The organism is Lysobacter sp. TY2-98 (genome assembly GCF_003367355.1).
In the GTDB taxonomy this organism is placed as follows: domain Bacteria; phylum Pseudomonadota; class Gammaproteobacteria; order Xanthomonadales; family Xanthomonadaceae; genus Cognatilysobacter.
Map to the genome: position 1 here is coordinate 1,783,357 of NZ_CP031413.1, position 17,286 is coordinate 1,800,642.

General features: G+C 68.7%; 20 protein-coding genes, 1 tRNA gene and 1 other RNA gene. 8 read left to right on the forward strand and 14 right to left on the reverse strand.

Features of this window, described 5'->3' with window-relative positions:
• Positions 1-124: 124 nt before the first annotated feature.
• The 6 genes from acpP to DWG18_RS08515 all read right to left on the reverse strand — a co-directional run bounded on the left by acpP (position 125) and on the right by DWG18_RS08515 (position 4,406).
• Entirely contained in the window at positions 125-364 is a 240-nt protein-coding gene (gene acpP / locus DWG18_RS08490; protein WP_027082618.1) for an acyl carrier protein, read from the reverse strand.
• Positions 365-484: 120 nt separating this feature from the next.
• Positions 485-1,228 (reverse strand): 3-oxoacyl-ACP reductase FabG, encoded by a 744-nt coding sequence (gene fabG, locus DWG18_RS08495; RefSeq protein ID WP_115646803.1) that lies wholly within the window; start codon positions 1,226-1,228, stop codon positions 485-487.
• A gap of 70 nt (positions 1,229-1,298) precedes the next feature.
• Complete coding sequence (gene fabD, locus DWG18_RS08500) at positions 1,299-2,243, reverse strand: ACP S-malonyltransferase (RefSeq protein ID WP_115648104.1); 945 nt, start codon at positions 2,241-2,243, stop codon at positions 1,299-1,301.
• Positions 2,244-2,404: 161 nt separating this feature from the next.
• Complete coding sequence (locus DWG18_RS08505; protein WP_115646804.1) at positions 2,405-3,385, reverse strand: beta-ketoacyl-ACP synthase III; 981 nt, start codon at positions 3,383-3,385, stop codon at positions 2,405-2,407.
• Between the two features lie 186 nt (positions 3,386-3,571).
• Positions 3,572-3,766, reverse strand: a complete 195-nt coding sequence (gene rpmF, locus DWG18_RS08510) for a 50S ribosomal protein L32 (RefSeq protein ID WP_115646805.1) — start codon at positions 3,764-3,766, stop codon at positions 3,572-3,574.
• A gap of 109 nt (positions 3,767-3,875) precedes the next feature.
• Positions 3,876-4,406 (reverse strand): YceD family protein, encoded by a 531-nt coding sequence (locus DWG18_RS08515; protein ID WP_115646806.1) that lies wholly within the window; start codon positions 4,404-4,406, stop codon positions 3,876-3,878.
• Positions 4,407-4,527: 121 nt separating this feature from the next.
• Here DWG18_RS08515 and DWG18_RS08520 point away from each other — a divergent pair, with 121 nt between their 5' ends.
• Positions 4,528-4,893 carry a hypothetical protein gene (locus tag DWG18_RS08520; protein WP_115646807.1) on the forward strand — a complete coding sequence of 122 codons (366 nt, stop codon included), beginning with the start codon at positions 4,528-4,530 and terminating at the stop codon, positions 4,891-4,893.
• 1 nt (position 4,894) lies between these two features.
• Positions 4,895-5,467, forward strand: coding sequence for a Maf family nucleotide pyrophosphatase (locus DWG18_RS08525; RefSeq protein WP_115646808.1), 573 nt, complete (start codon positions 4,895-4,897; stop codon positions 5,465-5,467).
• Position 5,468: 1 nt separating this feature from the next.
• On the opposite strand, the gene DWG18_RS08530 is transcribed toward DWG18_RS08525, so the two are convergent.
• The gene (locus DWG18_RS08530; protein ID WP_115646809.1) at positions 5,469-7,316 is read right to left on the reverse strand and encodes a glycosyltransferase family 39 protein; all 1,848 of its coding nucleotides are present in this window, start codon (positions 7,314-7,316) and stop codon (positions 5,469-5,471) included.
• Positions 7,317-7,383: 67 nt separating this feature from the next.
• Here DWG18_RS08530 and DWG18_RS08535 point away from each other — a divergent pair, with 67 nt between their 5' ends.
• Genes DWG18_RS08535 through DWG18_RS08550 form a run of 4 tightly spaced genes read left to right on the forward strand, consistent with a single transcriptional unit; the run spans position 7,384 to position 11,752 of the window.
• Positions 7,384-8,334, forward strand: a complete 951-nt coding sequence (locus DWG18_RS08535; protein ID WP_343195061.1) for an AAA family ATPase — start codon at positions 7,384-7,386, stop codon at positions 8,332-8,334.
• Entirely contained in the window at positions 8,334-9,287 is a 954-nt protein-coding gene (locus tag DWG18_RS08540) for a DUF58 domain-containing protein (protein WP_115646810.1), read from the forward strand. The genes DWG18_RS08535 and DWG18_RS08540 overlap by 1 nt, the downstream gene beginning before the upstream one ends.
• Positions 9,280-11,226 (forward strand): DUF3488 and transglutaminase-like domain-containing protein, encoded by a 1,947-nt coding sequence (locus tag DWG18_RS08545; RefSeq protein ID WP_115646811.1) that lies wholly within the window; start codon positions 9,280-9,282, stop codon positions 11,224-11,226. Before DWG18_RS08540 ends, DWG18_RS08545 begins: the two co-directional genes overlap by 8 nt.
• 37 nt (positions 11,227-11,263) lie before the next feature.
• The gene (locus DWG18_RS08550; RefSeq protein WP_115646812.1) at positions 11,264-11,752 is read left to right on the forward strand and encodes a Slp/YeaY family lipoprotein; all 489 of its coding nucleotides are present in this window, start codon (positions 11,264-11,266) and stop codon (positions 11,750-11,752) included.
• Between the two features lie 82 nt (positions 11,753-11,834).
• Here DWG18_RS08550 and DWG18_RS08555 read toward each other — a convergent pair whose 3' ends face one another.
• From DWG18_RS08555 to dnaX, 4 genes are read right to left on the reverse strand one after another with little or no spacing between them, the layout of a single operon-like run.
• Entirely contained in the window at positions 11,835-12,194 is a 360-nt protein-coding gene (locus DWG18_RS08555) for a histidine triad nucleotide-binding protein (RefSeq protein ID WP_115646813.1), read from the reverse strand.
• Between the two features lie 4 nt (positions 12,195-12,198).
• Positions 12,199-12,795, reverse strand: a complete 597-nt coding sequence (gene recR / locus DWG18_RS08560) for a recombination mediator RecR (protein WP_115646814.1) — start codon at positions 12,793-12,795, stop codon at positions 12,199-12,201.
• A 22-nt stretch (positions 12,796-12,817) separates the two neighbouring features.
• Positions 12,818-13,138, reverse strand: coding sequence for a YbaB/EbfC family nucleoid-associated protein (locus DWG18_RS08565; protein ID WP_115646815.1), 321 nt, complete (start codon positions 13,136-13,138; stop codon positions 12,818-12,820).
• A 33-nt stretch (positions 13,139-13,171) separates the two neighbouring features.
• Positions 13,172-14,974: a DNA polymerase III subunit gamma/tau gene (dnaX, locus tag DWG18_RS08570; RefSeq protein WP_115646816.1), complete on the reverse strand. Its 1,803-nt coding sequence runs from the start codon at positions 14,972-14,974 to the stop codon at positions 13,172-13,174.
• Between the two features lie 153 nt (positions 14,975-15,127).
• On the opposite strand from dnaX, the gene DWG18_RS08575 reads away from it, so the two are divergent.
• Both DWG18_RS08575 and ffs read left to right on the forward strand, forming a co-directional pair.
• A tRNA-Ser gene (locus tag DWG18_RS08575) sits at positions 15,128-15,220 on the forward strand.
• Between the two features lie 49 nt (positions 15,221-15,269).
• An RNA gene (gene ffs / locus DWG18_RS08580) (signal recognition particle sRNA small type) lies at positions 15,270-15,366 on the forward strand.
• A gap of 61 nt (positions 15,367-15,427) precedes the next feature.
• On the opposite strand, the gene DWG18_RS08585 is transcribed toward ffs, so the two are convergent.
• The 3 genes from DWG18_RS08585 to DWG18_RS08595 form a co-directional block, all read right to left on the reverse strand.
• Positions 15,428-15,709, reverse strand: a complete 282-nt coding sequence (locus DWG18_RS08585; protein ID WP_115646817.1) for a hypothetical protein — start codon at positions 15,707-15,709, stop codon at positions 15,428-15,430.
• A gap of 62 nt (positions 15,710-15,771) precedes the next feature.
• Positions 15,772-16,539, reverse strand: a complete 768-nt coding sequence (locus tag DWG18_RS08590) for an MBL fold metallo-hydrolase (protein ID WP_115646818.1) — start codon at positions 16,537-16,539, stop codon at positions 15,772-15,774.
• The gene (locus DWG18_RS08595) at positions 16,536-17,276 is read right to left on the reverse strand and encodes a 3-deoxy-D-manno-octulosonic acid kinase (protein WP_115646819.1); all 741 of its coding nucleotides are present in this window, start codon (positions 17,274-17,276) and stop codon (positions 16,536-16,538) included. The genes DWG18_RS08590 and DWG18_RS08595 overlap by 4 nt, the downstream gene beginning before the upstream one ends.
• Positions 17,277-17,286 lie beyond the last annotated feature (10 nt).

Below are 17,286 nucleotides of genomic sequence, written 5' to 3' on the forward strand. Positions count from 1 at the left end.
GGTGACTCTGTTCGGCGATACGACGCCGTAGGGCGTGGCGTCAAAAACACGGGGCCGCAATGCGGCCCCGTCGGTATTGCGTGGAGAACGGAAGCGCCACGGCCTTCCGTCTCCCGTCAGCGGCTTACGACTTGACGTGCGACTTCACGTAGTCGATGGCCTGCTGCACGGTGGTGATCTTCTCGGCTTCTTCGTCCGGGATCTCGCACTCGAACTCTTCCTCGAGCGCCATCACGAGCTCGACGGTATCCAGCGAGTCGGCGCCCAGATCGTCAACGAACGAAGCGTTGGTGGTGACGTCTTCTTCCTTCACGCCGAGCTGTTCGACGACGATCTTCTTGACGCGCTCTTCGATGGTGCTCATTGGATCTCTCTCCTCCCGGGACGGGATGCTAGATGGACAAGTCTAAATGAATCGCAGCGGGCCGGAGTATAGCGGCCGGTGCCGCGTGAAAAAGTCGTTCGGAAGCCCGTCCTTCGGGCCTCATGGCATGTACATGCCGCCGTTGACGTGCAGGGTTTCGCCGGTGATGTAGGCCGCATTCGGGCCGGCCAGGAAGGCCACCGCACGCGCGATGTCGGCCGGCTCGCCGAGGCGGCCCAGTGCGATCTGGTCGAGCATGCCCTTCTTGGCATCTTCCGGAAGGCCCTTGGTCATGTCGGTGTCGATGAAGCCCGGTGCGACGACGTTGACGGTGACGCCGCGCGAACCGATCTCGCGGGCCAGCGACTTCGAGAACGCGATGATGCCGGCCTTCGCCGCCGCGTAGTTCGCCTGGCCTGCGTTGCCGGTCACGCCGATCACCGACGCGATGTTGACGATGCGGCCCTTGCGCGCCTTCATCATGCCGCGCATCACCGCCTTGCTCGAGCGATAGACGCTCGTCAGGTTGGTGTCGAGCACCGCCTGCCAGTCGTCGTCCTTCATGCGCATCAGCAGGTTGTCGCGCGTGATGCCTGCATTGTTGACGAGGATGGAGATCGGGCCGACATCCTTGGTGATCGCATCGATGAGCTCTTCGATCGCGTTCGGCGCGGTGACGTTAAGTACGCGGCCCTGGCCGCCCTTGGCTGCGAGACGCTCGCTGATCGACGCCGCGCCCGATTCGGACGTCGCCGTACCGATCACGGTCGCGCCCTGTGCCGCGAGTTCGTCGGCGATCGCGGCGCCGATGCCGCGCGTTGCGCCCGTGACCAGTGCGATCTCGCCCTTCAAAGCTTCCGTCATCGTGTCTCTCCGTTGCGGCGACCGGTCGCGCCGATCGCGTCATGCACGCCCGCGGTGGGGCATCGTGGAATCAGGCGCGCCAATCCGCGAGTGCAGCGTCGAGATCGGCGGCGGAGCCGAGCGCGCGAGCGTCGACCGACTTGTCGATGCGCTTCACCAGCCCCGTCAGCACCTTGCCCGGTCCGCATTCGGCGATGCGGGTGGCGCCGCGCGCGACGAGCGTTTCGATGCACTGCGTCCACTGCACCGGCAGGTAGAGCTGACGCACCAGAGCGTCCCGGATCGACGCGATGTCGGTGCGCACTTCGGCGTCGACGTTCTGCACGATCGGCAGCTGCGGCGTCGACCACGCAAGGCCGTTCATCGCTTCCGCCAGACGATTCGCCGCTTCGCGCATCAGCGGCGTATGCGACGGCACGCTGACGGCGAGCTTCACGGCCTTTCGGACGCCGCGTTCGGCCAGCATCGTCAGCGCGCGATCGACCGCGTCGGCATGACCGCCGATGACGATCTGGCCGGGCGAATTGAAGTTGGCGGGCACGACGACGTCGCGACCGCTGCAGGCTTCGCAGACTTCGAGCACCAGCGCGTCGTCGGCGCCGAGCACGGCCGCCATCGCGCCGGTACCCGCAGGCGCGGCGGCCTGCATCAGCTGGCCGCGCAGACGCACGAGCTTCGCCGCGTCGGCGAGCGGCAACGCGCCCGCGGCGACCAGCGCGCTGTATTCGCCAAGGCTGTGACCGGCCAGCTGCGCCGGCATCGCGCCACCGCGCGCCTGCCACAGGCGCCACACGGCCACACCCGCCGCGAGCAGCGCGGGCTGCGTGAACTCGGTGGTGTTGAGCTCCGTGTCCGGCCCGTTCTGGCTCAGCGCCCACAGATCGACGCCCGCGCCCTCGCTCGCTTCGGCGAACGTCGCGGCGATGAGCGGCTCGCTCGCGGCGAGATCGGCGAGCATGCCGACCGACTGCGAGCCCTGACCTGGAAAGACGAATGCGAGTTGCGTTGCGGTCACGCGGAACAGCCCGTTGAAGGAACGCGCCATCATACGGACGAAGCGTTCATGCTGTCTGTACTCCGCCGTACGCCGCTGATCGGCGCATCCCATGGCCGTTGGCCACAAATGCGAACGCCCGCCGATGAGGGCGGGCGTTCGTCATCGCGAGGCGCGATCGGTCAGTAACGGACGAGCGCACTGCCCCACGTGAAGCCGCCACCGAACGCTTCGAGCAGCAACAGCTGGCCGCGCTGCACGCGGCCCGAGCGCACCGCCTCGTCCAGCGCGAGCGGCACCGAACCCGACGACGTATTGCCGTGCCTGTCGACGGTGACGATCACGCGCTCCATCGGCATGTCGAGGCGCTTGGCCGTCGCCTCGATGATGCGCAGGTTGGCCTGATGCGGAATCAGCCAGTCGATGTCGTGGCGATCGAGGCCGTTCGCCTCGAGCGTTTCCTCGACGACCGAATCCAGCGCCTTCACCGCGTACTTGAAGACGTCGTTGCCCGTCATCATCACGCGCACGCCGGCGTTGTGTTCCTCGGGCTTGAAGCCCACCGACACGCCGACCGGGTTGTACAGCAGATCCCTCTTGCTGCCATCGGCATGGAGGTGGGTGCTCAGGATGCCGGTCTCGGTGTCGGCCTTGAGCACGACCGCGCCGGCACCGTCGCCGAACAGCACGCAGGTGGAGCGATCCGACCAGTCGAGCATGCGCGTCAGCGTTTCCGCACCGATGACGAGCGCCGTCTTCGACGCGCCCGAGCGGATGAACTTGTCCGCGACGGTCAGCGCATAGACGAAGCCCGAGCAGGCGGCATTGACGTCGAACGCGGGGCAACCGATCGCGCCGAGCCGGTTCTGCAGCAGGCAGGCCGTCGACGGGAAGATGATGTCCGGCGTCGTCGTACCGACGATGATCAGGTCGATGTCGGCCGCGGTGACGCCGGCGGCTTCCATGGCGCACGTGGCGGCATGGAACGCGAGATCGCAAGTGGTTTCGCCTTCCGCCGCGACGTGACGCTCGCGGATGCCCGTGCGGGCGGCGATCCACTCGTCGCTGGTTTCGACGAACTGCGCCAGATCGTCGTTGGTCAGCACCTTCTCCGGCAGGTAGCTGCCGGTGCCCGCGATGCGCGCGTAAATGGTCTGGGTCATCCCCTGCCTCGCCGGGACCGCGAACGCCGAAGCATCCGCGGACGCCGCCGTATGTATGGCGGCCGGAAAAACGGCGATGCGACCCGAAGGTCGCATCGAGAACGGGTGGCGGATCCCACCGCCGTCCGCGTTGAAGGCCAGGCCATCGACGCGGACGCTATCGTCGGGCGCGCGTGCGCCCGGCGATCACTCCTCGGTGGCGATCTTCGAGCGGGTGTCGATGACCTTCTTGCCGCGGTAGTAGCCGTCGGCCGTCACGTGGTGACGCAGGTGCGTCTCGCCCGTGGTCGGATCGGTCGCGATCTGCTTCGCGCTCAGCGCGTCGTGGGCGCGGCGCATGCCACGGCGGGAGGGAGAAACGCGGGACTTCTGAACGGCCATCGGGGTGCTCCGGTGCAACGTGAGGCGGCGTCAGGCGTCGTGCCCGGGCCGAAAGGTGGAAATTATCGCCCAGCCCGGCGGCTCACGCCACCGGCCGGACCCGTCCGGATTACTCCGGCTTGTTCTTCAGCGCGGCCAGCGCGGCAAAGGGATTCGGCCGCTCGGCCTCGACGGCCGGACCGTCACCCCATTCGCGCTCGACCGCGTCCGTGCCCGGCTTCACCGGCACGACCGGCACCGCCAGGATCAACTCGTCCTCGACCAGCGCGAGGGTTTCCAGCTCGCCCGACGGATCGACCATCAGCGGCTCGTAACCCGGCGTCAGGCCGGCTTCGTCGGCCTCGTCACGGATCAGGCCCATGCGCTGGTCGATGTGGACCGGCAGCAGGAACCGTTCAAGCGTGCGCTGGCAGACCAGCGGAAGCTCGGCCTCGACGCGCACCTCGACGTACGGGACGCCAAGGTTGTCGCGATCGAAATCGAGCGAGAACACCGCTTCGCCGTCCGGCGCTTCGAGCAGGCTCGCAAGCCGCTTCAGCGACGCCAGCGGGACGCGCCCTTCGAAGCCGCGCCGCGCGGTGACCTGGCGCCAGGCGTCCAGGGTCTCGGGTACGGACTGACGGGACGCTGGCGCGGACATAAGCCGCGGAATGTTAGGGAGGCGCACCCGTGGTGTCAAACCGGCGACGGCCGTCACGCCTCGCGCGTTGCCGGGTGCAGCCGCCGCGCGTCAGACTGCCCTGCCTCGCCCGGAGATCGCCGTGACCGCAGTCGCCCTCGCTTTCGCCGTCGTTCTGGCCGCCGCTGCCGTCTTCGTGTTGCGTCGCGGACGTCGCCTGTCGCCGCACCAGCGCGCGGTGCGCGACGTGCTGGACGCCGCCGACGCGCTCGAGGACCGGCTGCGCGCCGCCCGGGCGGAAATCCAGGCGGTCGCCGGCGAGCACGGCCCGAACCCGGTCGGCGACGCCATGCGCGAGATGCTTCGCCAGCGGCTGTGGCTGCGCGACCACGGCCACGACGCCACACCCGAGCAACTCGCCGGCGTGCGCGACGCCATCGACGCCGCGCGCGGACGCATCGAGCACCAGCTCGAACGCATCGAGGAAGCGAGGGCCCCGCGTGACTGACGTGCGGCTTGTCCTCGCCTCGACGTCGCGCTACCGGCGCGAACTGCTCGAACGCCTCGGCCTGCCGTTCGACTGCATCGCGCCGGGTGTCGACGAAACGCCGCGCGACGACGAGGCGCCCGAAGCTCTGGTCGAGCGCCTGGCGCGTGCGAAAGCCGGCGCCGTCGCGCGTTCGATGCCCGATGCCTGCGTGATCGGTTCGGACCAGCTGGCGGCGTTCGACGGTCGCGTGCTTGGTAAGCCTGGAACGCCGGAGCGTGCGATCGCGCAGCTCGCCTCGATGTCAGGCCGCAACGTCGCCTTCCTCACCGCGCTCTGCGTGATGCGTGGCGAGCACGAATTCGGGCTGTACGTCGATCGCACCGTGGTGCGATTCCGCGCGCTCACCGCGGCGGACATCGAGCGCTACATCGTGGCCGAACGTCCGCTCGACTGCGCGGGCAGTTTCAAGTCGGAAGGTCGCGGCATCACGCTTTTCGATGCGGTCGAAACGAATGATCCGACGGCGCTGATCGGACTTCCGCTGATCGCGACGTCACGCCTGCTGCGCAACGCCGGCTTCGCCCTGCCCTGACTCAGCGCGTGATTTCAACCGGCGTTTCAGGCCACGCCTCGATCGCGCCGTCGCGCCCGTGCAGGCGTAAACCAAGCCAGTGGCGGCCGGGCGATGCAGCGCTCGCGTCGACCTCGCCCTTGAAGCCCAGTGCCGGCACGTTCGGATCGGCGAGCCCCGGCCACGAGACATCGAGCCCGTTGTAGCGCTCTCCGTAATGCAGCTCGCCGACGACGCGGCCATCCAGCGTCGCTTCGATACGCTGAAGCCCGACGCCCTGCCGGAACGCCCAACCCGACACTTCGAAACGCGGGGCGACCTTTGCATCGATTCCCGGGCGATCGATCCACGCCATCGCCGGGGCCGTGCACGTGCCGGTTGCCGGCTTCTCGAGCCGGAACAGCGCGAGCCGTTGACGGCCATGGTCGACATTGAGAATGCGCGGCGCGGGCAGCGGACCGACGCGACGGCAAAGTTCGAGGTAGCGCTGGTGCAGGTTCTTGAACTCGACCTCGCTGACGCCGACCGCCAGCAGGACCGGCCCGCGCTGCAGAAGCGCGCGCGGATCCGCATCCAGCCCCCAAAGGTGCAGCTGCGGCGCGCGACCGTGCTTGCGATTGAGCGGATGGTCGAGCACGGCGATGTCGGGATCGCCGAGCGCGAAGCCGAGTTCCGCACCGAGCTTGAAGTTGTCGGCGACGATTCGCGTGCCAGGCGGCATCGCACGCAGCTCGTCGCGCGCGGCATCGGCGACTTCATCCCAGCCGGCGAAGTTCGACGGATACCACTTCTCGGCGGCGACCTGCGCGCGCACGTGCGGCATCGACACGACGACGTAGTAGCCGAGCACCGCGACCAGGCCGACCCCGGCAAGCGCGGCGGTGGCGCGTCGCCATACGGACGGCCAGCCTGCGAGGTAGCGCGGCAGCAACGGGACCAGCGCGATGAAGCCCGGCACCGGCCAGTGGAAACTCACGCGCTCGGTGTCGGCGAAGAAGCCGAGCACGAAGAAACCGCCGACGACGAGCAGGCCCAGCATCGCGGCCCAGCGCGCGGCCAGGAGCGGACTGCGCAGACCTTCGCGTCCCGCCTGCAGCAAGGCGACGAACAGGGGGGGCGTCACCAGCAACGCCTGGATCGCGATGAACCACAGGCCGCTCGCGTGGAACACCCACGGATGGCGATCGACGAGCTGGAAGCGCAAGCCCGCGTCGGCGTTGTCGTAGTTCCACCACACCAGCGGCGTCCATGCGGCGGCGCCGAGCGCGATCGCGATGATCACGCGCACGTCCTTGAGCGTGCGGCGGCCTTCGGGCGTTGCGAGCAGTGCAACGAAACCGACCGCGATCACCGCGATGAAGCGGTAATGGCTGAGTGCGCCGATCGCGAGGCCGGCCGCGAGTTCCAGCGCGTGCCCTGCATCGACGCGACGCAGCAGGCAGGCGCCGGCGTCCATGCACAAGAGCGTGGCGAGTGCGAGCAAGGGATCGGGCACGGCGAGCAGGCCGAGCGAACCCACCAGCGGAAGCAGCAGCGCGAACGCGCCGGCCTGCCAGCCTTCGGCCTCTCCGAAGGTGCGATGCGCGATGCGCACCACCAGCAGGGGGACGAGCATCGACACGACCACGAACGGCATGCGCAGTGCGAGCGTGTGCGCACCACCGATCTCCACGCCCAATCGCGTCAGCCACGCGGTCAACCCCGGGAGATCGGAATACGCGGCGGCCGGGTGCTGGCCTTCCTGCCAGTAGAAGGCTTCGTCGACGAACAGCGGCAGACGCGCCGCGATGACGACCTTCACCACCAGCACCATGGCCCACAGTGCCCAGAACAGGCCGCGCGCACGCGCCGCCACGGGCTCCGACTGCATCCTCATCCGACCTCGCTACACTCGCGTTGCGGCGGGATGCCGCTCTATTCCATTGCGCGGAGACATCATGGCCTCAGGCACGGCGGCGAGCATGCTAACGCAGACCTACCGCGACGCTCTTGACCGCGCGCAGACGCAGGTCAATGCGCTGGTGCTCGGCAAGGCACATGAGGTGCGACTCGCCTTCGTCGCCCTGCTGTCGGATGGGCATATTCTCATCGAGGACCTACCCGGCCTCGGCAAGACCACGCTCGCGCACGCACTCGCCGCGACCGTCGGCCTCAAATTCCAGCGCGTGCAGTTCACCTCCGACCTGCTCCCCGCCGACATCCTCGGCGTGTCGATCTACGACACCACGCGCCAAGCCTTCGAATTCCATCCCGGCCCGGTGTTCACGCAGGTGCTGCTGGCGGACGAGATCAACCGCGCCCCGCCGCGAACGCAGAGCGCGTTGCTCGAGGCGATGGCTGAGCATCAGGTCACCGTCGACGGCGTGACGCGCGCGCTGCCCGCGCCGTTCTTCGTGATCGCGACGCAGAACCCGGTCGACCTGTCGGGCACGTACCCGCTGCCCGACTCGCAGCTCGATCGCTTCCTGCTGCGGCTTTCGCTCGGCTATCCCGGCGAAGATGCGGAGCGTCAGCTGCTCGCCGGCACCGATCGTCGCCAGCTCATCGCCGGAATCGCCCCGCAGTTCGGGGACGGCGAGTTCGACGCCGTACGCGCCGCCGTGCCGCAGGTGCATGCGAGCGAAGCGCTCATCGCGTACGTCCAAGCGTTGCTCGCGCGCAGTCGACGTCATCCGGGCGTGCGCGTCGGCCTGTCGCCGCGTGCCGGCCTCGCACTGCTGCGTGCGGCGCGTGCGCATGCGTTGCTGCTCGGTCGCACGCACGTGGTGCCGGAGGATGTGCAGGCGCTGTTCTCCCATGTCGCTGCGCACCGCCTCGTCATCGATGCGGATGCCGGCAGCGACGCCGCGGCCGCCAAGTCGATCCTGCATTCCGTGCCGGTGGACTGATGGCACGGTTCGGCGGCCTCCGTCGGCGGCTGCTCGCGCTGGCGCGACCGCGCGGCCCGGAGTCGTTGCCAGTGCGGTTCGACCGCCGTCGCATCTACGTCCTGCCCACGCGCTTCGGCCTGTTCTTCGCCGCGTTGCTCGCGGCGATGTCGGTCGGCGGGCTGAACTACAACAACAATCCGGCACTGTTGATGGCGTTCCTGCTGGCCGGCGCCGCGATGTCGAGCCTCGTGTCGGCGCAGCTGCAGTTGAGCGGTTTGTCAGTGGTCGCGGTGGACGCCGAACCCGTGCATGCGGGTCGCACACTGCACCTGCGCGTGCACACGCGCACGACCGATCGTCGCGTGCGCTCCGGACTCAAAGTCGATTTCGACGACGGTGACACCGTGCCGCTCGCATTGCGCGACGGCACCGGCGAAGTCGTGCTCGACGTGGCCACGCATCACCGCGGCTGGCTCGACATCCCGCGACTGCGCGTACAGACGACGTGGCCGCTCGGACTCGCACGGGCGTGGTCCTATGTATGGCCGGAGACACCGGTGCTCGTCTACCCGAGGCCCGAAGCGCTCGCGCCACCGTTGCCGATCGGCTCGGGCGACCCTGCTGCGCGCCGGTTGCATGCCGCCGGCGACGACGTGCACCACCTGCGCAATTACCGCGCCGGCGATTCGCGTCGCGCCATCGCGTGGAAGCCATCGGCGCGTCGCGGCACGTTGCTCGTGCGCGAGTTCGAACAGCCGATCGGCACCGACATCGATCTCGACTGGCGAGAGCTACACGGGCTACCGCACGAAGTACGCGTCGCGCGCTTGGCGCGGTGGGTCGAAGACGCCGAACGCGACGGTCGCCGCTATCGCCTGTGGTTGCCGGGGCAGCCGCCGCTCGGCCCGGAGCGCGGCCCCGCGCATCGCCACGCCTGCCTGCGCGCACTCGCGCTGATGCCGCATGGCTGATCCGCGCGCCCGCCCGCTCGACGACGACAGCCGCCGCTGGACGCTGCTGGTCGCCGGCGTCTGCCTGCTGCCCTTGCTGCTGCAGCTGCCGGGCCCGACGGCGCTCGCGATTGCGGCGACGGCCGTGGTCATCGTGGCGCTGTCGTGGCGGAAGCCGCTGTCGGTCGGCGTGCGCATGCTGCTCGCCATCACGATCGTCATCGCGGTCGCCGCCCAGTTCGGCTTCAACTTCGGACGCGATACCGGCTGCGCGATGCTCGGCGCCATGCTGGCGCTCAAGCCGTCGGAGACCACGACGATCCGTGACGGCCGCAGCCTGGTCGGCTTCGCGCTGTTCGCACCCTTCTCCACCTTCCTGCTCGATCAGGGACCGTGGACCCTCGCCCTCGGCTTGACCGGCGCGTTGCTCGGGCTCGGCGCGCTGCAGCGCCTCGCCACGCTCGAAGGCGAGATGCCTTCGCCCGGCCTGTGGTCGCCGATGCAGCAGGCGCTGACCGTGCTCGCGTTCGGCATCCCGCTCGCGCTCGCGATCTTCTGGCTGTTCCCGCGCATCGGCACGCCGCTGTGGGGCGTGCCCGACCGTGCCACCGCGAAGATCGGCCTGTCCGACCGCATGTCGCCTGGCGACTGGGCGCAGCTGCTGTCCGACGACACCGTCGCCGCACGTGCGCATTTTCTCGGCGTGACGCCGCCGAAGAGTGCGATGTACTGGCGCGGCCCGGTGCTGTCGGATTTCGACGGCCGCACGTGGCGCCGCGGCGACAACATCGGCCTGGGCGCGCGCGATCACGTGCAGCCGTCGCGCATCGTCTGGACGTACACGCTCGAAGTCGAACCGACCGATCGCACGCAGATGGTGGCGCTAGACGTGCCGCTGGCCGCGCCCGCCGGCACCACGCTGTCGCTCGACTACAGTTTGCGCGCGGCGCGCCCGTTGGCAGCGCTCACACGCTGGCGCATGTCCTCGTCACCGCCGCAGGTGATGCAGTCGCAGCTGCCTGAACCGCAGCGGCGTCGCGCGCTCGCGCTGCCGCGTGGTTACGACCCGCGCACGGTCGCGCTGGGTCGGCAGCTGCGCACGCGCCTGCATGACGACCGCGCGATCGTGCAGTACGCGCTCGACTGGATCCGTCGCGACTTTTCCTATTCGCTCGACGCACCGCCGCTCGGCCGCGACACCGTCGACGAATTCCTGTTCAAGACGCGCATTGGTTACTGCGAGCATTTCGCCGGCAGTTTCACCCTGCTCATGCGCGCGGCCGGCATTCCTACACGTGTGGTCACCGGCTACGTCGGTGGCCGATGGAACCGCCTCGGCGGCTACTGGATGATCCTCCGCTCGGACGCGCATGCGTGGGCGGAAGTCTGGTTGCCCGGCCGCGGCTGGGTGCGCGTCGACCCGACCGCTGCGGTCGCGCCCGAACGCATCTACGACACCGTCGGTGAACAGCTCGGCGAAGGCGGCGTGCTCGACACGCTGCAAGGGCCCAACGGGCTGGCGCAGGTCGGCGACTGGCTGCGTCAGAACTGGAACGACATGGTGCTCGGCTTCGACGCCGATCGTCAAGAACGCCTGTTCGCGCCGCTCGGCCTGAAGCGCATGACGGCGATGCAGCTCGTGCTGGCGTTCGGCATCACGGCATCGCTCGCGCTGGGCCTGATGGTGTGGCTGACGATGCGCACACCGCGCGAGCAGGACCCGGTGCTGCGCGCCTGGCATCGGCTCGGCGCCCGCTACACGCGCATCGGGCTCGGCCGCGCCCCACACGAGCCGGCAACGGCGTGGGCTGAACGGATCGGCAAGGCCGGCAGCCCGACGGCGCGCGAACTGCAGGAACTTACCGCCCGCTTCACCGATTCGCGATACGCTGCCGGTGTCGCGGACGAGGCGTCCGCACGGAGGCTGGCTCGCGACCTTCGCGCGCATCGGCCGTCCTAGATTCCCGCGCTGGACGCGCTCCCGTCCGGAGGCCGCAATGAATACCCGCATCACCCTCGCTGTCGGTGCACTCGCGTTGGCCCTCGCGGGCTGCGTGACGGTGCCGCAACCGCTGGCTGGCCAGTACACCCCGATCACGCCGCGCGAGGCGGTGGATCGCGACAGCGCCGGCGCGCCGGTGCGCTGGGGCGGTCGCATCGTCGACGTCGAACCGCAGACCAATCGCACCTGCTTCCAGATGATCTCGACGCACCTCGACGAGAGCGGTCGCCCGTACTGGGCCAGCGACGACGTCGGCGGGCGATTCATCGCTTGCCGCACCGGCTTCTACGACCCGGCAGTGTTCGAGAAGAACCGCGAAGTGACCTTCGTCGGCCACATCGACGGCTACGAGAACCGGCGTATCGGCGCCTACGACTACCGCGTGCCGCGCGTCTCGGCCGACGTCGTCTACCTGTGGCCGGTGCGCGATTACGTCGATGTCGTCGAGCGCCCCGCGCCGTGGCCGTGGTGGGGCTGGTGGTGATCGCGAAGTCCTATGTCGCAGGATGAAAACGCCCGGTCGAGCCGGGCGTTTTTCGTTTCGACGAGCGGCGCGTGCAGCGCGACTAGCGCCGCTCGCCGAAGCCGCCGAGATGCGATCCGGCGAGAAGATGCAGATGCAGTTGGAACACCGTTTGCCCCGCGTGCGCACCGCAGTTGGTCACGACGCGATAGCCGTCCTTCTGCAGGCCCTGCTGCCGCGCGTAGTCGGCGACGGCGAGCAGCAGGCGACCCAGCAGCTCCGCGTGTTCGGGCTTCGCCGCATCCAACGACGCGATCGGCGTCTTCGGGACGAACAGCACGTGCACCGGCGCACTGGGCGCGATGTCGCGGAACGCGATGACCTCATCGTTTTCGTAGACGATGTCCGCGGGAATCTCGCGGCGGATGATCTTGCCGAAGATGGTGGTGTCGGTATCGCTCATCGGATCACTCCCGGATTTCGCTGCGGCTGCCGAATGCGTGCGACAGCGTCCCGCGGTCGACGTATTCCAGCTCCCCGCCCAGCGGCACGCCGTAGGCGAGACGACTCGGCGTCACCCCCTGCTGGCGCGCGAGCTGCGCAAGGTAATGCGCGGTCGCCTCGCCTTCGACCGTCGGATTGGTCGCGATGATGAGCTCGCGCACCTCGCCCTCGCCGAGCCGCGCGCTGAGGCGGTCGAGCCCGAGTTCGCGCGGGCCGATGCCATCCAGCGGCGAGAGCCGGCCCTGCAGCACGTAGTACAGGCCGCGATAGCCGGTCGCCTGTTCGATCGCGAGGCGATCGGCCGGCGTTTCGACCACGCAGAGCTGATCGACGTCGCGCGATGCGCTCGCGCAGACGTCACAGACGGCGTTCTCGCTGAAATCGCGGCAGCGCTCGCAATGGCCGATGCGTTCGACGGCTTCGGCCAGCACCTTGGCAAGCTGTCGTCCGCCCGCGCGCTCGCGTTCGAGCACGTGGTAGGCCATGCGCTGTGCCGACTTGTTGCCGACGCCGGGCAGCACGCGCAGCGCTTCGATCAGCTGGTCGAGCAGCGTGCTCAACGTTCGCGTCCGGACCGCAACGTCAGAACGGGAGCTTCATGCCCGGCGGAATCGGCATGCCCGCCGTCGCCGCCGACATGCGCTGCTGCGATTCGGCGTTGACCTTGTTGACCGCATCGTTGAACGCGGCGGCGATCAGGTCTTCGGCCATCTCGGGATCGCTGATCACGCTGGGATCGATGCGCACCTTGCGGCATTCCATGCGGCCGGTGATCGTGATGCTGACCATGCCTGCGCCGGCGTTGCCGGTGACTTCGAGCTTGGCCAGGTCTTCCTGCGCCTTCTGCAGGTTTTCCTGCATCTTCTGCGCCTGCTGCATCATCTGGGCGATGTTTCCACGCATGGGACTGTCTCCGTAACTGAAAGGGATTGGGCGTCAGCGTTCGAGCGGACGCACGGATTCGGCGACGACGCGACCGCCCGAAGCAACCAGTCGCTGCACGTCGGGATGCTGTTCGAAGTCGCGCTGCGCGGCGGCCTGCTTCGCGTCGCGCAGGCGATCGGCATGCACGCGCGCGGAGTCGACCGGCCGCGACGACGTTTCGAAGCGCACCTGAGGTGGCTGGCCAAATCGCGACGCCAGCGCATCGGCGAGCATCTTCACCATCGCAGCGCCCTTGAGATGTTCGTCCGACGGTTCGATGGACAGGCTGACCACGCCATCGCGGCAGCCGATGAAGCCCGCATGTTCGGCGAGCAGACGTGCAGGACCGCGCAATTCGCAGGTTTCGACCCAGTCGCGCCAGGCGTCGGCATCGGAAAGACCGCCGTCGTTTACGGCATTGGACGCGGCGGGCGGCGGCATGGGCTGGGCACTACTCGCCGCGCGCGGTGCTTCGGGCATCGGGTCGGGCGGCATAACGGGCGTCGACATCGGCGACGCGACCGGCGTGTCGATCGCGCGATTCGGTAGCGCCATATCCGGCGTGCGCATGACATCGGTGTTTGCAGCCACACGTGGCGACGCGATCGCATCCCGCGCAGCAGGTGGCGCCGGGGCGTCGAGTGCCTCGCGTGCGGCCGCGGCCGCAGCGCCCGGACTCCGCGTCGGTGCCGCAGAACGCTCAGGTCGCGATGCGGTCGCCGTCGTCGCACTGCCCGTGCCCGGACGGAACGCCAGCATGCGCAGCATCACCATCTCGAAGCCTGCGCGCGGGCTCGGTGCGAGCAGCAGGTCGCGACGCCCGTTCAACGCCATCTGGTACCAGAGCTGCACGACTTCGGCGGGAATCACGTCGGCGAGCGCATCCACTGCGACGCCATCGACGTCGATCGCCGCACCGGGCACCAGCTGGCGCACCTGCACGTGATGCAAGGCTTCGGCCGTCGCTTCCAGCACGTCGTCCCAGTCCGGGGAGAACTCGCCGAGGCGCTCGATCTCCGCCATCAGCGCCGCGCCATCGCCGGCGGACAAGGCCTCGAGCAACGTCCCGACGCGACCGCGGTCGACCGTGCCGAGCATCGTCGCAACGCCCGCATCGCTGAGCTGCGAGCCGGTGTACGCGATCGCCTGGTCGAGCAACGAGAGGCCGTCGCGCAATGAACCGTCGGCCGAGCGCGCGAGCTGCTTGAGCGCGCCCTCGTCCACGGGAATCTGTTCGGCCTCGAGGATCTTCCGCATCTGACCGCGGATCTGTTCCTCGTCGAGACGCTTGAGGTTGAACTGCAGGCAGCGCGACAGCACCGTGACCGGCAGCTTCTGCGGGTCGGTGGTCGCCAGCAGGAACTTCACGTGGCCCGGCGGCTCTTCCAGCGTCTTCAGCAGCGCGTTGAACGCCGACTTCGACAGCATGTGCACTTCGTCGATCAGGTAGACCTTCACCCGGCCGCGCGAGGGCATGTACTGCGCGTTGTCGATCACTTCGCGCACGTCGTCGACGCCGGTGTTGCTGGCGGCGTCGATCTCGAGCAGGTCGATGAAGCGGCCCGCGTCGATGTCACGACAGGAATTGCACTCGCCGCACGGGTCGGCCGACGTGCCGCGCTCGCAGTTCAGCGACTTGGCGAAGATGCGCGCGATGGTGGTCTTGCCGACGCCGCGGGTGCCGGTGAACAGGAACGCGTGATGCACGCGACCGCTGTCGAGCGCGTTGGTGAGCGCGCGGACGACGTGCTCCTGACCCACGAGCTCGGCGAAACGCTTCGGACGCCATTTGCGGGCAAGAACGAGGTAGGACATGCGGTTCCGGAGGCGGATCGCCGGCACTTCGGCGAGGTCGAAGGATTGTGCCAGAGCCCCGTCGCAGCCCGTGCGCGCCTTGTGGCGGTCTGGCGCCGGGGCGTAGAATCACCGGCCCTGAGTACGGCCGGATGCCGGGTTCAGGCCAGGTGCGGAGAGGTGTCCGAGTGGTTGAAGGAGCACGCCTGGAAAGTGTGTAAGCGTCTAAACCGCGCTTCGGGGGTTCGAATCCCCCTCTCTCCGCCAATTTCCGACACGTCGGTTCGCCCGCGTCTCGAACGTCTCTATGGTGGCCCCGTCGGCCCCTCGCGACGCTAGGTCGAAAACCCCGCCAGGGCCGGAAGGCAGCAACGGTATCGACTGATGCGGGTGCCGAGGTCAGCCGGCGGGGTCATCGCCCATTCGGGCTCCTTAAACTTCAGCGACCGCCGCGACACGCCCCAGCGGCGTGGATCAATCCGCGTACAGCGCCGCGAACGCCTCGAAGTCGCCCGTCTCCAGCACGGCGGCAATGCAGTGATGCGGCACCGAGAGCTTCACGTCGACGGTGTCGTCATCGTCGGCCTGCAGGTCGAGGGTGAGTTCGACGTAGGCGTTGTCGAGATCGACCTTGCGGCATTCGACATAGCCGCCGAATGCCGAGCCGACGCGCAACCAGGGCGTCAGCAAGGTGGCCAGCTCGATGCGGCCGGTTTCGGTCAGGAATACCCGGAGGCGGTGGCGACGCTTGGACATGGCGACCTCGCAGAGCGAACGGCCGGCAGGCTAACCGGCCGGCCGTAAGAATCGCGCGATGGTCAGCCGGTCCACGCCTCCGCACGCTCGGCCGTGGGTTCGGCGAGGCCGATGACTTCGCCGGGTCGGCCGACGCGATAGCCACGCGACGCGAGCGCTTCGGCATCGGCGGGACTCGCGTAGTGATAGAGCAGGCAGCGGTCGAGCAGCTCGGGCGGATACTCGCGTTCGAGATCGTCGATGCCACTGTGCGACGGATTGCCGTGCAGGCCGCAGTCGTGCGCAACGAGTTCGCGATCGCCGGCATGGCGCGCCAGCATCTCCGGAATCGGTCGCGTGTCGCCGGTCCACACCATGCTGCCGCGCAGGCGCAGGCCGAACGCGGTATCGGGCCAGTGATGCCGGGCGGGGAACACTTCCAGGCGCACGCCGTCGTGCCAGAACGAATCGCCGACCGGTACCAACCGGAACGCATCCCAGAAGTTCGCACCGCCTTCGGCGAGCACGTTGGGATACGACGCCACCCGCTGGTGCAGCAACGGCACGAGCGCCGCCGGCGTGTAGATGACGATGTTGCCGCGCCGCGCCTCGTTGAAGAACGCGTCGACGAACAGGCGCTCGAAGCCCGCGACGTGGTCGAGGTGGGCATGCGTGATGAACAACGCGCGCGGCGATTCGCCGTAGGTGGACTGGTACGCGGTGAGACCTTCGCCGCCGCAGTCGATCGTCAGCCACGGCTTGCCGTCGCGTTCGATGGTTGCCATGGCCGAGCCCAGGGCGACCGCGGCCGCATTGCCCACGCCGTGCAGTCGCAGCGTCCACGCGCTCATGAAGCGCTCCAGGCCTGTTCGTAGGCGTCGTGCAATCGCATGAAATCCTCTTCGACTTCGCCGACGTCACGCACGCCGCGGCGTTTGAGCAGCGAGCGATGCAGGCGCGTGAGGTTGCGCTGTCGCCAGCCGCTGCCGACCGTGCGGAATACCCCGCGATCCAGATCGATCACCCAGCCGTCGCCGTTGCGGTCGAACAGCAGGTTGTCGGCGTTGAGATCGGCATGATCGAGGCCTGCGCGATGCATGCGTGCAATCAGTCGACCGGCTTGCACCCACGGCGCTCCGCCTTCCATCGCGAGCTCGGCGAGGGTTTCGACATTGCGGAGGCGCTCGATCAGGATGGCCGCGCGATAGCGCAGGCCGCGGCGCTCGTAGAACGCTGCGAGCGGCGTTGGCACCGGAAGGCCGCGCCGCTGCGCTTCCCGCAGGAGGTGGTACTCGGCAACGCTGCGCACACGCGCCTCGCCGTGCCAGAAATAACCCGAAGTGCTGACACGCGCCGCGAGCCCGCCGCGCCGGTACTGGCGCAGGACGCAGGCGCCGAACGGCGCGTCGACGAACCACGCCGCACCGCGCCCGCCCGTGCCGACCGGCCGCGCACGGGCGCCCCACGCCGCGGGATGGAACCAGTCGGGCGTCGCTTGTCCGGTGCGTTCGGCGTCGAACACAATCGCGCCACGGCCTTCGAGGCCGTCGAACTCGATCCGTGCGTCGTCGGCATGCGCGGTCGCCATGACCGGAGTC